The 14,753-nt window shown below is 69.1% G+C and carries 11 protein-coding genes; 6 read left to right on the top strand and 5 right to left on the bottom strand.

The window, feature by feature from the left end; translation table 11 throughout:
• Positions 1-206: 206 nt before the first annotated feature.
• Complete coding sequence (locus tag B0293_RS38180; RefSeq protein ID WP_005158506.1) at positions 207-605, bottom strand: DUF4233 domain-containing protein; 399 nt, start codon at positions 603-605, stop codon at positions 207-209.
• Positions 602-2,278, bottom strand: a complete 1,677-nt coding sequence (folC, locus tag B0293_RS38175) for a bifunctional tetrahydrofolate synthase/dihydrofolate synthase (RefSeq protein WP_005158503.1) — start codon at positions 2,276-2,278, stop codon at positions 602-604. The genes B0293_RS38180 and folC overlap by 4 nt, the downstream gene beginning before the upstream one ends.
• Positions 2,279-2,348: 70 nt before the next feature.
• Between folC and B0293_RS38170 the strand changes: the two genes are divergently transcribed.
• Together B0293_RS38170 and B0293_RS38165 are read left to right on the top strand one after the other, a co-directional pair.
• Positions 2,349-2,978, top strand: coding sequence for a class I SAM-dependent methyltransferase (locus tag B0293_RS38170; RefSeq protein WP_005158502.1), 630 nt, complete (start codon positions 2,349-2,351; stop codon positions 2,976-2,978).
• A gap of 107 nt (positions 2,979-3,085) precedes the next feature.
• Positions 3,086-3,961 carry an SGNH/GDSL hydrolase family protein gene (locus B0293_RS38165; protein WP_005158500.1) on the top strand — a complete coding sequence of 292 codons (876 nt, stop codon included), beginning with the start codon at positions 3,086-3,088 and terminating at the stop codon, positions 3,959-3,961.
• Between the two features lie 250 nt (positions 3,962-4,211).
• On the opposite strand, the gene B0293_RS38160 is transcribed toward B0293_RS38165, so the two are convergent.
• Positions 4,212-6,845 carry a valine--tRNA ligase gene (locus B0293_RS38160; protein ID WP_005158498.1) on the bottom strand — a complete coding sequence of 878 codons (2,634 nt, stop codon included), beginning with the start codon at positions 6,843-6,845 and terminating at the stop codon, positions 4,212-4,214.
• Positions 6,846-6,981: 136 nt separating this feature from the next.
• On the opposite strand from B0293_RS38160, the gene B0293_RS38155 reads away from it, so the two are divergent.
• From B0293_RS38155 to B0293_RS38140, 4 genes are all read left to right on the top strand, one after another.
• The gene (locus B0293_RS38155) at positions 6,982-7,305 is read left to right on the top strand and encodes a hypothetical protein (RefSeq protein WP_005158497.1); all 324 of its coding nucleotides are present in this window, start codon (positions 6,982-6,984) and stop codon (positions 7,303-7,305) included.
• Between the two features lie 325 nt (positions 7,306-7,630).
• Positions 7,631-9,937 carry an FdhF/YdeP family oxidoreductase gene (locus B0293_RS38150; RefSeq protein WP_005158495.1) on the top strand — a complete coding sequence of 769 codons (2,307 nt, stop codon included), beginning with the start codon at positions 7,631-7,633 and terminating at the stop codon, positions 9,935-9,937.
• Positions 9,938-9,972: 35 nt separating this feature from the next.
• Positions 9,973-11,526, top strand: coding sequence for an SMI1/KNR4 family protein (locus B0293_RS38145; protein WP_005158493.1), 1,554 nt, complete (start codon positions 9,973-9,975; stop codon positions 11,524-11,526).
• Positions 11,527-11,634: 108 nt separating this feature from the next.
• The gene (locus B0293_RS38140) at positions 11,635-12,522 is read left to right on the top strand and encodes a hypothetical protein (RefSeq protein WP_039918268.1); all 888 of its coding nucleotides are present in this window, start codon (positions 11,635-11,637) and stop codon (positions 12,520-12,522) included.
• Positions 12,523-12,528: 6 nt separating this feature from the next.
• Here the strand turns inward: B0293_RS38140 and B0293_RS38135 are convergent, their stop codons facing one another.
• Both B0293_RS38135 and B0293_RS38130 read right to left on the bottom strand, forming a co-directional pair.
• On the bottom strand, positions 12,529-13,932 hold the full coding sequence (locus B0293_RS38135) for an LCP family protein (protein ID WP_039918265.1): 1,404 nt from the start codon (positions 13,930-13,932) through the stop codon (positions 12,529-12,531).
• 48 nt (positions 13,933-13,980) lie between these two features.
• Positions 13,981-14,739 carry an SDR family NAD(P)-dependent oxidoreductase gene (locus tag B0293_RS38130; RefSeq protein ID WP_039918262.1) on the bottom strand — a complete coding sequence of 253 codons (759 nt, stop codon included), beginning with the start codon at positions 14,737-14,739 and terminating at the stop codon, positions 13,981-13,983.
• Positions 14,740-14,753 lie beyond the last annotated feature (14 nt).

The following is a 14,753-nucleotide window of genomic DNA, read 5'->3' as shown; positions in this document are numbered from 1 at the left end:
GAAGGCGGCCTTCATGTACTTGCAGACGGGTAAGCGCACGTACCGCATCGGTCAAGTGAGTCGTGAGTGGCGATCCGTGAGAACACGAATCGCCACTCACGACCCCCCTCGGCCTGGCGCGGTCTGGTGGGTCGGCGGCGTTGTGAAAGCCACCTTCGCAACGTTGAAGGTTGCGAAGGTGGCTTTCACAACGTCCGAAGACATGCCTATTGGGGTTGCTGCTGCTGGCTCGGCAGGGTTCCGGCCGCCATCCGCCGGGCCACGTCCCGCCGCAGCCACAGCAGCCACAGCCAGATCCCGAGGAAGATGACCCCGAGGATCGCCACGGCGGGCAGCGCGACGAAGAACGCGATCAGCGCGACCTGGAGGGCGAGCACCGCGGGCACCGCCCACGGCTTCTTCAGGAAACCGCACAGCACGATCAGCGCGACCGCGATCACGATCACCGACCAGCCGGTGAGCGAGCCGACCCCGCCGCCGAGTTTCGCCACCACCGGCAGCGCGAGCGCGACGGTGATGCCCTCCATGATCAGGGAACCGGCCATCACGCCGCGGAAGGACTTCATCGGGTCCTTGGCGGGTGGTTTCGGGGTCTCGTCGGTCACGCCGGCTCCTTACCGAACAGGGTCCTGGCCTCGCCGACCGTGACGACCGAGCCGGTGACCAGCACGCCTCCGCCTGCCAGGGGTTCCTCGGGGTCGTCGCTCTGCTCGACGAGGCCGATGGCGGTTTCGATCGCGGCGTCCAGGCTGGGTTCGGCCACGACGCGGTCTTCGCCGAAGATCGAGATGGCGATGTCGTTGAGTTCGTCGAGCGGCATCGCGCGCGGGGACGAGTTCCTGGTGACGACGATCTCGGAGACGACCGGTTCGAGGGCGTCGAGGATGCCCCGCGCGTCCTTCTCGGCCATCACGCCGACCACGGCGGCGAGGCGCCGGAAGGCGAACTCCTCGGCGACGGTGGTGGCGAGCGCCTTCGCGCCGTGCGGGTTGTGGGCGGCGTCGAGCAGCACGGTCGGTGCGGCGCGGACGCGCTCCAGCCTGCCGGGGGTCTCCACCTCGGCGAAGGCCTCGCGGACGGCTTCGACGACCAGTTGCTTGTCCTTGCCCGCGCCGAAGAAGGCTTCGACGGCGGCCAGCGCGAGCGCGGCGTTGGCCGCCTGGTGCGCGCCGTGCAGCGGCAGGAAGATCTGGTCGTAGACCCCGCCGAGGCCCTGGAGCTTCAGCATCTGGCCACCGACGGCGACCTCGCGTTCCAGCACGCCGAACTCGCTGCCCGCACGGGCGACGCTCGCGTCGACCTCGACGGCGCGTTCCAGCAGGATCTTCTGCACTTCGGGGCTCTGCTCGGCGATGACCGCGACGCTGCCGGGCTTGATGATCCCGGCCTTCTCCACCGCGGCCTTGGCCGGATCGCCGCCGAAGTACTCGACGTGGTCGACGCCGATCGGCGTGATGACGGCGACGTCGCCGTCCACGACGTTGGTGGCGTCCCAGGAGCCGCCGAGGCCGGTCTCGACGACGGCGGCCTCGACGGGCGCGTCGGCGAAGGCGGCGAACGCCATCCCGGTGAGCACCTCGAACTTGCTCATCGGCACCGCGTCGGGCCCTCCCGCGTTGTCGACCATGGTCACGTACGGCGCGACGTCGCGGTACAGGTCGACGTACGCGGCGGCGGAGACGGGGGCGCCGTCCAGCGCGATCCGCTCGGTGACCAGCTGCAGGTGGGGGCTCGTGTACCGGCCGACGCGCAGGCCCATCCGGGTCAGCAGCGCGTCGATCATCCGGGTGGTCGAGCCCTTGCCGTTGGTCCCGGCGACGTGCAGCACCGGGTAGCCGCGGTGCGGTTCACCCATGAGGTTGACCAGGGCCGCGATCCGGGCGAGGGACGGCTCGATCTTGGTCTCGGGCCAGCGCTGGTTCAGCTCGGCCTCGACGGCGAGCAGTTCGCGGCGCGCCTGCTGCCCGTTCGGGTCGGCCGGGGCGAACTCGTCGCCCTGGTCGTCCAGTTCGTGCAGTTCCACGTCCTCCGGGGCGACGAGGTCCGGCACGGGCCCGAGCGCGAGGTTGTCCCCCAGCTGCCCGATCCCGCCGATCCCGCCGCCGGCGCCGCCGCCCGCCTGGTACGCGGCGTCGGGTGCGTCCAGATCCGGGTCGGTGTCGTCGGACGGATCGTGGGCGCGTGCCCCCAATTCGTCGACACCGGCGAAACTGTCCAGATCTGCCAGGTCCGGGGATTCCCTGAAATCTTCGGAATCCCGGCCGTCACCTCGCGGCACGAACTCTCCTCTTAGCCTTGCTGCCTGTCGGACCGAGTCTACGTGCGGCTTTTGCTGGCACTCTCGACGCATGGGGTTCAACCACAACGACCACTACCACCCGCTGCTGCTCGACCAGTTGCCTCCCGGTCCGGGGGTGGCGCTGGACGTGGGCTGCGGCAGCGGACGGTTCGCCCGGCGGCTCGCGGCGACCGGGATGCACGTCGAGGCGATCGACCGGTCCGGCCCGATGATCGACCTGGCCGGTGCCGCCGGCTCGCCGGGGCCCGGCACGATCTCGTACCGGCGGGCAGACATCGCCGCCGAGAAGCTGCCGGAGGAGGCGTACGACTTCATCTCCTGCCTCGCGTCGCTCCACCACGTGCCGTTCGACACGGTGACGAAGCTGCGGGACGCGCTGGTCCCCGGCGGGGTGCTGGCCGTGCTCGGCCTCGGCAGGCCCAGCACGCCCGCCGACTACGTCCGTGCCCTGGTGGCCTCTCCGGTCAACGCGCTGGCCAGGGTGGTCGTCTACGCGGGCGACCGGCTCAACGGCGGGGTCGATCCGCTGCCGTCGGCCCCTGTCCACGAGACCTTCCCGCCGATGAACCGGATCCGGCGCGACGCGGCCCGGCTGCTGCCGGGGAGCAAGATCCGGAACCTGCTCTTCTACCGCTACCTCCTCGTCTACCGGAGACCGGAGGACGACCACCCGATGTGACACCCCAAGCGGGTGAAACCGGCGCCCGACCACCCGATCGGCGGCGCCGACACGGCCGGACGCGGTTCATTTTTGAAAGGCCATCCAGTCCGGAGATCGGGGTCCCAATGCGCTTCAGACGCGTCCTGTTCGCGGCCGTATCGACCGTCGTCCTGCTGATCGCCTCCACCACGGCGGCCACCGCCGCGACGCGGTCCTACCGGAACTACGTCGCGCTGGGTGATTCCTACACCTCCGGACCGCTCATCCCGCTCCCCCGCCTCGTTCCGCTCTTCTGCGGCAAGTCCACGCAGAACTACCCGTCGATGCTCGCCGCGGCGCTGCGGGTCCGTTCCTTCACCGACATCAGCTGCGGCGGCGCCGACACCGGCGACATGACGGAGCGGCAGAGTGTGACCCTCGGCAGCAATCCGCCCCAGTTCAGCGCCCTGCGCGCGGACACCGACCTGGTGACGGTCGGCATCGGCGGCAACGACTACGGCGTCTTCGGCACGCTCGTCGGCACCTGCCCGTCCCTGCGCGCGAGCGACCCGGCCGGGAACCCGTGCCAGGACAGGTTCACCGTCGGCGGTGTCGACACCATCAAGGCCAAGATCGCCGACACCGGCAAGAACGTCGAGAAGGTGCTGGCCGGGATCCACGCCCGTGCGCCGCGCGCCGACGTGCTCGTCATCGGCTACCCGAGGATCGCGCCGGAATCCGGCTACTGCCCGAAGATCCTGCCGTTCGCCGAAGGTGACTACGCCTGGCTCAACGACGTCGAGAAGGCGCTGAACTCGGCGATCGAGAAGGCCGTCGCCGCCGACGGCGATTCATCCTTTGTGGACACGTTCGGTCCGTCCGCCGGGCACGACGCCTGCGCGCCGAACGGTGCCGCGTGGATCAACGGGCAGCACACGAAACTGCTCGCCGCGGCGGCGTACCACCCGTACCGCACCGGGATGGCGGGCGTCGCCGGAGTGATCCTCCGCCACCTCCGCTGAGCAACCTCGTGAGGGGTGAGGACGGTTCTGGCCAAGGGTGTCTTAGGTACCTACTGGCCTGTGGCCACTGCTGGTGACAGGTCCGGTCCGTGAAGGCCTCCTTACCTACCCTCAAGGTAGGTAAGGAGGCCTTCACCCCCACCTTTGCCGACTACATGAAAGCCCCCTTCCTTGCGCTAGACGCAGTGAAGGGGGCCTTCATGTACTTCAGGCAGGCCGGGGGGCCGCGGTGAGCACCACTCACGAGTGCTCAGGAGGCGGGAAGCGTCGCCAACCGGGCGTTGATGCGCTCGATGTCCGCGACCGCGGTCTCCTTGCGGGCCCGGATCTTGCCGATCACCGGCTCCGGCGCCTTGTCGATGAAGGCCTGGTTGCCGAGCTTGGCCTCGGCCTGCGCCAGTTCCTTCTCCGCCGCGCCGAGGTCCTTCTGCAAACGCTTGCGCTCCGCGGCGACGTCGATCGTGCCGGACAGGTCCAGCTCGACGGTGACGACACCGGCCGACAGCCCGACCTCGAGCGACGCGCTCGGCGCGAAACCGCCCTCCGGTTGGGTGAGCCGGACCAGCGAACGGATCGGCTCGTCGTGCCCGGTGATCTCGGCGAACCCGTCGCCGGACAGCCTCGCGGCCACCTTCTGGCTGGGCTTGAGGCCCTGGTCCGCGCGGAACCGGCGGACCTCGGTGACCAGCTTCTGCACGTCCGCGATCCGCTTGTCGGCCACCGCGTCCGCGTACGAGCCGTCAGCGGACGGCCACGGGGCGATCACCAGCGACTCGCGGCCGGTCAGCGCCGTCCACAGCTTCTCGGTGATGAACGGGATGAACGGGTGCAGCAGCTTCAGCACCGTGTCGAACAAGTGCCCGAGCACCGCGCGCGTCGCCGTCACGCGGGCCTCGTCACCCTGGAAGACCTGGACCTTCGACAGCTCCAGGTACCAGTCGCACAGCTCGGTCCAGGTGAACTGGTAGAGCAGGTCCGTGGCCTTGGCGAACTGGTAGTCCGCCAGGTACGCGGTGACGTCGGTGACGACGCTGTCGAGCCTGCCGAGGATCCAGCGGTCGGCCTCGGTGAGCTCGGCCGCGGCGGGCAGCGGGGCGTTCGCGTCCGCGCCGTTCATCATGGCGAACTTGGTGGCGTTCCAGAGCTTCGTGGTGAAGTTCCGGGAGCCCGCGACCCATTCCTCGCCGATCGGCACGTCGGTGCCCGGGTTGGCGCCGCGGGTGAGGGTGAAGCGCAGCGCGTCGGTGCCGTACTTGTCCATCCATTCGATGGGGTCGACGCCGTTGCCCGCGGTCTTCGACATCTTCTTGCCGAACTGGTCGCGGACCATGCCGTGCAGCGCGATGGTCTTGAACGGCGCCTCGCCGGTGGCGTAGAGGCCGAACATCATCATCCGCACGACCCAGAAGAACAGGATGTCGTAGCCGGTGACCAGCACCGACGTCGGATAGAACTTGTTGAGGTCCGGGGTCTTCTCCGGCCAGCCGAGGGTGGAGAACGGCCACAGGCCCGAGGAGAACCAGGTGTCGAGGACGTCCGGGTCCTGGGTCCAGCCCTCGCCCGAGGGCGGCTCCTCGTCCGGTCCGACGCAGACGACCTCGTCGTTCGGGCCGTACCAGACCGGGATGCGGTGGCCCCACCACAGCTGACGCGAGATGCACCAGTCGTGCAGGTTGTCGACCCAGTCGAAGTAGCGCTTCTCCATCTCCTGCGGGTGGACGTTCACCCGGCCGTCGCGCACCGCGTCGCCGGCGGCCTTCGCGAGCGGGCCGACCTTGACGAACCACTGCAGCGACAGCCGCGGCTCGATCGGCTCCTTCGAGCGCTCGGAATGCCCGACGCTGTGCAGGTACGGACGCTTTTCCGCGACGATGCGGCCCTGCTCGCGCAGCTTCTCCCGCACCGCGACCCTGGCCTCGAACCGGTCCATGCCGTCGAACTCGGTGCCGGTGCCGTCGATCCGGCCCTGCTCGTCCATGATCGTGATCATCGGCAGGTCGTGCCGCTGGCCGATCTCGAAGTCGTTCGGGTCGTGCGCGGGGGTCACCTTGACCGCGCCGGTGCCGAACTCCGGGTCGACGTGCTTGTCCGCCACGATCGGGATCTTGCGCCCGGTCAGCGGCAGCTCGACCTCGGTGCCGATGAGGTGCGTGTAGCGCTCGTCGTCCGGGTGGACCGCGACGGCGGTGTCGCCGAGCATCGTCTCCATCCGGGTGGTGGCCACGACGATCGCGTTCTCGCCGTCGCCGTAGCGCATCGAGACGAGTTCGCCCTCGACCTCTTCGTGCTTCACCTCGGCGTCGGACAGCACCGACCGCAGCTCCGGCGACCAGTTGACCAGTCGCTCGGCGCGGTAGATCAGGCCGTCGTCGAACAGCTTCTTGAAGATCGTGTTGACGGCCTTGGACAGACCGTCGTCCATGGTGAACCGCTCGCGGGACCAGTCGACGCCCTCGCCGAGGCGCTTCATCTGGGCGAGGATCTTGCCGCCGTGCTCGTTCTTCCACTGCCAGACGCGCTCGACGAAGGCCTCACGGCCGAGCTCGCGGCGGCTGGTGCCCTCGGCGCGGAGCTGCTTCTCGACCAGCGCGTGGACGGCGATGCTCGCGTGGTCCATGCCCGGCAGGTACAGCGTCTCGTCGCCGAGCATGCGGTGGTAGCGGGTGCTGGCGTCGATGAGGGTGTGCTCGAACGCGTGCCCGATGTGCAGCGAACCGGTCACGTTCGGGGGCGGGATGACTACCGTGAACGGCGGCTTGTCCGACGTGGGGTCGGCCGTGAAGTAGCCGGCGTCTACCCAACGCTGGTAGAGCGAGGCTTCTTCGTCGGCCGGGTTCCAGGTACCCGGAAGGTCGGTTTGCTGCGGCTGGGCGTTCTCGGTCACATTGTCAAGTCTACGAACCCCCGAAAGCCGCTTTTCAGCCGCACTGCTCACCGGCCGTGACGACGCCGCGGTCCGGGTATGGTGGCCGGTGTAATTCGGCGGCCAATCGCGAGCACCCCCGGGGGATCTGAGCCAGATGGACGAAGAGGACCGGCGGATCGAGACCCATCCGGATCTGATGAACCCGGACTGGCAGCAGCACGCCGAACGCGACGCCTGGTTGGGCGCGAAGAAGGAACTCAAGAAGAAGCGGCGCAAGCAGCAGAAGGCGGCCGCTTCCGGTGGCGGCTATCGCTCGCCGGGGTCGAGCCGGTGGCCGGGTGTCGCCGCGATCATCGGCCTGGTCGTGCTGGTCGTGGCCGCGGTGACGGTGAACGCGGTGCAGGAGCGCGGCGTCAACGAGACGCCCTGGTTCCCGCTGGACGAGTCACAGATCACGCGCCTCGACGTCGGCGCCTGACCGCACACGGGGCCGGGCATCGCTCGCCAACACGCAAGATCGGCCCGGCGCGACAAGGTGGAGTCTCTGACGGCTCCCGGCGCAAGCGCAGGTCCGTGAAGGCCTCCTTCACGGACTCTGAGTCCCTCAAGGAGTCCTTCACGGACTCCGGATCCCACATTCGCCCCACCGTCACCAAGAACAACACTCCGCGTCGGTGAAGGCCCCCTTGCCTACCCTGAAGGTAGCGAAGGAGGCCTTCACTACCCAATGCGAGTAGGTGCCTGATGGCGGCTCAGGCGACCCCTCGGTCGCGCGCTCGGGCGGCGAGGCGCACGATGGGGTCATGACCCGCGAAGCACCCGCGAACGACGTTGACGAGACACAGCTCGAGGTCGGGAAACCGAAGAGCTGGGCGGCCGGGATCCCCGGGGTCGCCGTCTCCCTCATGCGCGGCATGGAGCAGATGGGCGCCGCGCGCACGGTGAAGACACTGCGCCTGCTGAACCAGCGTGACGGCTTCGACTGTCCCGGGTGCGCCTGGCCGGAGCCGCGCGAGGTCGACGGCGAGCACCGCAAGCTCGCGGAGTTCTGCGAGAACGGCGCGAAGGCCGTCGCCGAGGAGGCCACGAAACGCCGGGTCGGCCGCGACTTCTTCGCCGAGCACTCGATCCAGGTGCTGGCGGGCAAGACGGACTACTGGCTCGGGCAGCAGGGCCGGATCACCGAGCCGTTCGTGCTGCGCGAAGGCGCGTCGCACTACGAACCGATCTCCTGGGACGACGCGTTCACCCTGGTCGCGGACGAACTGCGGGCACTGAGCGACCCGAACGAGGCGATCTTCTACACCTCGGGCCGCACCAGCAACGAGGCCGCGTTCCTCTACCAGCTCCTCGTGCGCTCCTACGGCACCAACAACCTCCCGGACTGCTCCAACATGTGCCACGAGTCCTCCGGGGCGGCGCTCGCGGCGACGACCGGGATCGGCAAGGGTTCGGTGACGCTCGCCGACATCCACAAGGCGGACCTGATCGTGGTGGTCGGCCAGAACCCGGGCACGAACCACCCGCGCATGCTGTCCGCGCTGGAAGAGGCCAAGGGCAACGGCGCGAAGATCATGGCGGTCAACCCGCTGCCCGAAGCCGGGCTGATGCGGTTCAAGAACCCGCAAAACGTCCGGGGCGTGGTCGGCAAGGGCACCCCGCTGGCCGACGAGTTCGCGCAGATCCGGCTCGGCGGCGACCTCGCGCTTTTCCAGGCGATCGGGCATCTCCTTTTGCAGTGGGAGCAGGAGACGCCGGGCACGATCGTCGACCGCGCGTTCGTCGAGTCGTCCACCGAGGGGTTCGAGGACTACGCGAAGCACCTGCGCGAGATCGACTGGACCGAGGTCGCCGCGGCGACCGGGCTGCCGCGTGAGCAGATCGAGCGGCTGGCGCGGATGATCGCGACGTCGAAGCGGACCATCTACTGCTGGGCGATGGGCCTGACCCAGCACAAGCACGCGGTGCAGACGATCTCCGAGGTCGCGAACCTGGCCTTGATGCGCGGCATGATCGGTGAACCGGGCGCGGGACTGTGCCCGGTGCGCGGGCACTCCAACGTCCAGGGCGACCGGACGATGGGCATCTGGGAGAAGATGCCAGAGTCCTTCATGGACAGTCTCGACGACGAGTTCGGCATCAAGGTGCCACGGGACCACGGCTACGACACCGTCGCCGCGATCCGCGCGATGCGAGACGGGAAGGGCAAGGTCTTCTTCGCCGTCGGCGGCAACTTCGCTTCCGCCACACCGGATACGGAACTGACCGAGAAGGCGCTCAAGTCGTGCTCGCTGACGGCGCACGTCTCGACGAAGCTCAACCGCTCGCACGTCGTCCCCGGCAAGACCGCGCTGATCCTGCCCACGCTCGGCCGCACCGAACGCGACACCCAGGCCGCCGGCGAGCAGTTCGTCACCGTCGAGGACTCGATGTCGCAGGTGCACACCTCGCGCGGCAGGCTGGCCCCGGCCAGTGACCATCTGCTGTCCGAGGTCGCGATCATCTGCCACCTCGCGGAAGCGCTGTTCGGCGCCGGACATCCCGTGCCGTGGCGGGACTTCCACGGTGACTACGACCTCGTCCGCGACCGGATCGCGCGGGTCGTCCCCGGCTGCCACGACTACAACGCCCGGGTCCGCGAGCCGGACGGGTTCGTCCTCCCGAACGCGCCGCGCGATTCCCGGCAGTTCAACGGGACCGCCAACGGCAAGGCGAACTTCACCGTCTCCGGACTCGAGTACCCCCAGGTGCCCGAAGGCAGGCTGCTGTTGCAGACGATGCGCAGCCACGACCAGTACAACACCACGATCTACGGGCTTTCCGACCGTTACCGCGGGATCGAGGACGCCCGGCGCGTGGTGCTGGTCAACCCCGACGACCTCGTCTCGCTCGGGCTGGCCGACGGTGCGATGGTCGACCTGGTCTCGGAATGGCGCGACGGCGACCGCCGGGCCCCGAGCTTCCGTGTCGTCTCGTATCCGACGGCGCGCGGCTGCGCGGCGGCGTACTTCCCCGAGGCGAACGCCTTGGTACCGCTGGATTCGGTGGCGGACAAGTCGAACACCCCGGTGTCGAAGGCGGTCGTGGTGCGGCTGGAGCCGCTGTCCTGACCGGTTCTGTCGGACCCTCCCGCTAGGTTCACGCCATGAACCCTGGGGACATCGGCCGCGAGATGGCGCGCCTGCTGCGGGACAGCACGCGTTCGATCGAGTTCACGAGCGCCGTGCTGCGGATCCACAACACCGGCGGCGGGCTCTCGATCCAAGCGGAGACGAAGAGCGGCCGGTACCTGAATCCCGGCATGACGGCACTGGCGGACTTGTTCCTGCCCTTGCCCCCGTCGATCTACGAGGTGCGGCTGAGCCACACCGGGGAGTACGCCTTCCTCGCGACGCCGGACGTCGGCACCACGTCACCGGCGTGGCTCGTATTCGACGACGCCTTCCGCTACCCGGGGCATCCGCTGCCGGGAATGCCACTGCCGGCGCGGTCCCGGCCGACCGGTGCCCCGACCGACCCGGCCGTGCTCGCGCGGATCACCGCCCTCGCCGCGGAATTCGCCGAGCTGTACACGAGGATCAAAGGCCACGCGCCGAAATGGGAACCCGGCTGCACCGAAGCACAGCTCGCCGAGGCCGAGGAACGGATCGGCGCGCGACTGCCCGAGGATCTTCGGGCGTTGTACCGCGTGTCCGATCAGGACGACGAAACCGGACTGCTCGGCCGGTACAGCCACGAGTCGCTGGGCAGGCTTGTCGCGCAGTACCTCGAAGGCCGCCCCGGTACGCACGGCTGGCAGGAGACGGTCTCCGACGAAGGCGTCGTCATGGAGACCTCCCCTGCCGGCCGCGTGAAACGGTTGTCCCGCAACGATTGGTGGGTCACCTTCGGCAGTGATCACGCGGGCGACTACCTCACCGTCGACCTCGACCCGGCCAAGAACGGGGTCAGCGGCCAGGTACTCGAATACGGGCGGAACGTCTGGGGGCCTCCACGGTATGTCGCGCCGTCCGTCACGGCGATGCTGGAGGAAGTGCTCCGCGCGCTGAAGGCGGGCGAGTTCCGGGAATTCGCATCACATCGCCTCATCGCCGAAGCCGCCTTCCACCAGGACTCCTTCCGTGCCCATGACGAGGTGATGACCGAGACGACCGACGTCAGCGCGATCGTCGAACCGGAACTCGTCCAGGAGCTGTACCTCAACGATCCGGGCTCGGTCGATCTCGCGATCCTGAACCCGCTGTCGTCGTTGCGTCACCTTCGGGTCAACCGCGCCGATTCCGTCGCCGCGGACCTGTCCGGGTTCCCACTGCTCGAAGCGGCGAGCATCGAGAGCTCGAAGGTGGATCTCGCCGGGATCGCCGGGCACCCCACGCTGTGGAGCCTCTCACTCGCCGGGGTGAAGCATCCGATCGACTTCGGCCACTTGGCCGGGCTGCCCGGACTGATCAGGCTGGGCCTGGCCGGTCTGGACGTACCCGAGCTGGAACGCGTCGGCGAACTGTCCTCGCTGCGTGTGCTCACCCTGGACGACGGGCAGGTCCGGCGGCTGCTGGACGCCGGGGTCACGCTGCCTTCGCTGGCCGCGATCGAGATCACCGGCGGTGCCCCGCTCGCGGAGATCGTGCGGCTGCGCCGGAGGCTGCGCCCGGACGGCCCCGCGCCGGAGGTGATCGAGGCTTCGGGCACGCTGGTCTGAAGGGTCCTCGGCCGCCCCTTAGGCTGCCCGCTTGGCGGTGCCGGGCGAGGCCGATCCGCGACCACCGTGAAGGGGAAACCCGTTCACGCGCTCGCGGAAGGCCTTGCCATGTCACGAAGATCGACCCTGCGCGGCTTCGCCGCCTTGGCCTCGCTCATGCTCGACGCCGTCCTGCCCGGCGCGGCCACCGCCGCACCGCGCGTACCACCACCGCTCCCCTTCGTCTCCCAGCTCGACCTGTCCTGCTACCGGACCGAGGGGTACAAACCGCCACCGACGGCGGTCACCTTGAAACACCTGAATCCCGTGCTCGCGGAACTGCCCATCGAGACGGTCAAGCTGGGGGAACGGCAGCAACTCTGCGTTCCGGTCGCGAAGAACGGTGTCATCCCGCCGCCCGGGATCCTCGACTACGTCCGCTGGGTCGACCTGTCCTGCTACCGAATCGAAGGCCGCGCGGCGAACTTCCCGCTGACGCTGAGCCAGCTCAACCCGGTCGTGCAGCGGCTGGGGATCCAGGACGCCCACGTGACCATGCTGTCGCCGGAGCAGCTGTGCGTCCCGGTCGCCAAGAACGGCGTCTTGCCGCCGCCGGAGATCCTGTCGGTCGTGCGGCACATCGATCTCGCGTGCTACGCCCTGCGTGTCCTCGGCATCCCCGGGCGCCCCTTCCCGTTGACACTGGGGCATCTCAACCCGGTACTGGCCGACCGGCCGAAAGTGGACGTGAAGGTCGGCAACGCGCGGCAGTTGTGCGTCCCGGTGGCCAAAGGCGGCGACAAGATCCCGCCGGAGGTGCTCCGCACCGTCCAATGGCTGGATCTGGCGAAGTACGACGTCACCACGGGACCGAGCGTCGTCGGACCGGTCACGCTGAAACTGACCCATCTGAACCCGGTGCTGGCGCACCTTCCCGGCGAAGAGGTCGTTCTCACCGAGCCGGCGCAGCTGGGCCTTCCGGTCGCCAAGAACGGCAAGATCCCGCCACGGGACTGACACCGCTCAGTTGATGCACCCGGTGTCCTCGGAGGTGATGGGCTGGTCGGTCCGGACCCCGGCCGCCCCACCGCCCGCGGACACGCCCGGTCCCTTGTAGACTTGGCCGAGGACGACCTGGACGTGGCCCGCCGCGACGGAGTCGGCCTTCTGGGTTTCCAGCCCGCCGAGCAGCTTCGCGATCTCCGTGGCCGGCCCGGACGCGTCGCTGAACCGGACGACGGAGGTCCGTCGTCCGGTCTCGGCCGTCGTGTCGCCCTTGCCGAATCCCTTCTCCGCCAGGAGATCCGAGACGCGAGCGGCCAGGCCGTCCTTGCCGCTGGCGTTGACGACGTCGACCTTGGGACCCGCGGGCGCCTGCGGTGTCGTGGGCTGGGCCCCGATCAGGGACGCGGCGAAGGCCTTCACCTGGGCGGGGTCCACCTGCACGGCTGTCGCGGTCGGCTGCTTGGGGTTGTAGCGGTAGTCGGGGTTGACCACCGGGATCGTTTCGAAGGCGATGCCGCCGCTGGTGACACCCTGCATCTGCCGGACGAAGTCGAGCAGGTTCCACGAGCCGTCGAGCACGACCGAACGTTTCACCGCGTCGATCAGTTCGGAGAGACGGGCCGGGTTGGCGAGCGTCCCGGCGGAGAGCACCTGCTTCGCCAGCCCGGCGAGGAACACCTGCTGACGGACGACGCGGTCGAGGTCGCTGCGCGGCAGATCCTCGCGCTGGCGCACGAAGGCCAGCGCGTCGGCGCCCTGGATCATCTGCTTCCCCGCCTTGAAGTTCGCACCGGACTTGACGTCCCTGGTGTCCCGCTTCAGGCAGACCTCGACCCCGCCGACAGCATTGCTGATGTCGTAGAAGCTCTGCAGGTTGACCTCGGCGAAGTGATCGATCTTGACGCCGGTGAGGTCCTCGACCGCCTTCAAGGTCGCCTTCCGGGCGGCCGTGATCGCCACCTTGTCGATCTCGGCCTTGTCGGTCTTGCCCGCCGCGCGCTGCGCGCTCGCCGAGGCGAACTTGGCGTGGCCGAAGATCCCGTTGATCTTGGTCTTGTCCTTCGTCCCCGGCTCCGCGACAAAGGAGTCGCGCGGGATCGAGAAGGCTTTGACCGCCTTCTGGCCGTTGGGGATGCGGAGCACGATGAGCGTGTCGGTCAGGTCGTCGCCGTTCGCGCCCACCCGCAGCTCGCGCAACATCGCCGGGTCCAGCGGCTCGCCCTGCTGGTTGGTCCGCGAATCGCGCCCGACCAGCAGGACGTCCAGCGACCCGTCGGCGGGCTGCTCCCCCGGGTCCGGCGTCTCGATCACGTCTTCGCGGGTGACGCCGTCCAGCGACTGCATCGTCGAGTATCCGTACGCGGTCCCGCCGAACACCGCCAACGCCAGCACGGCGATCAGGACCTTCCCCAGCTTGTGCACGTTCTTAGGACGCACGGGAACCGCTCACTGCTGCACAAGTGATCCACTTCACATCCGCAGATGCGACGCTCCGTTCAGATCGAGGATCGCGCCGGACGCCCAGGCTGCCTCGGCGGAAGCGAGGTAGAGCACCGCGGCCGCGACCTCCTCCGGCGTGCCGACCCGGCCGAACGGGCTCTGCCCGCGCAGGACCTCGCCGCTCGCGCCTTCGAGCTTCATCGCGACCCGGTCCGTGGCCGTGAAGCCGGGTGCGACCGAGGTCACCGCGATGCCGTGCGGGGCGAGGGCCACGGCGAGCGACTGCCCGAGCGAGTGCAGCGCGGCCTTGCTCGCGCCGTACGCGGGGAACTCGGGCTCGCCCTTGAAGGCGCCCCGCGAGCCGATGTTGACCACGCGGCCGGGCGCGTCACGCTCGATCATGTGCCGCGCCACGCAGTAGGTCACGTTCGCCGTGCCGAGCACGTTGACGTCGACCATCCGCCGCCAGATCCGCTGCCAGTCCGCATAGGACACCTCGGCGACGGGATGGGCCGACGCCGCGGACGGCGCGAAAGCGGCGTTGTTCACCAGGACGTCGACGCCGTCCACCGCCGCCTCGGCCTCGTCGGCGACCCGGTGCGCCACGTCGGGATCCGAGAGGTCGCCCTGGACCAGTCCGTGCCCGGAACCGGGCAGATCGGCGAGCGTCCGCTCGGCGTCCTCCCGGTTCGAGGCGTAGTGGACGGCGACCCGGTCGCCCTTTTCCGCGAAGGCCGTCGCGATCGCCCTGCCGATGCCACGCGACGCCCCGGTCACCAAAACTCCCATGCGGCCGACTCTAG

It is taken from the genome of Amycolatopsis azurea DSM 43854, assembly GCF_001995215.1.
GTDB lineage: Bacteria > Actinomycetota > Actinomycetes > Mycobacteriales > Pseudonocardiaceae > Amycolatopsis > Amycolatopsis azurea.
The sequence above is the reverse complement of the archived record's forward strand: the minus strand, read 5'-3'. Positions and strand labels throughout refer to the sequence as shown.

Coding starts and splice junctions, on each gene's coding strand:
- B0293_RS38145 (WP_005158493.1), top strand. CDS start 9,973: ATGAACCCTGGGGACATCGGCCGCGAGATGGCGCGCCTGCTGCGGGAC.
- B0293_RS38170 (WP_005158502.1), top strand. CDS start 2,349: ATGGGGTTCAACCACAACGACCACTACCACCCGCTGCTGCTCGACCAG.
- B0293_RS38165 (WP_005158500.1), top strand. CDS start 3,086: ATGCGCTTCAGACGCGTCCTGTTCGCGGCCGTATCGACCGTCGTCCTG.
- B0293_RS38150 (WP_005158495.1), top strand. CDS start 7,631: ATGACCCGCGAAGCACCCGCGAACGACGTTGACGAGACACAGCTCGAG.
- B0293_RS38155 (WP_005158497.1), top strand. CDS start 6,982: ATGGACGAAGAGGACCGGCGGATCGAGACCCATCCGGATCTGATGAAC.
- B0293_RS38130 (WP_039918262.1), bottom strand. CDS start 14,739: ATGGGAGTTTTGGTGACCGGGGCGTCGCGTGGCATCGGCAGGGCGATC.
- B0293_RS38140 (WP_039918268.1), top strand. CDS start 11,635: ATGTCACGAAGATCGACCCTGCGCGGCTTCGCCGCCTTGGCCTCGCTC.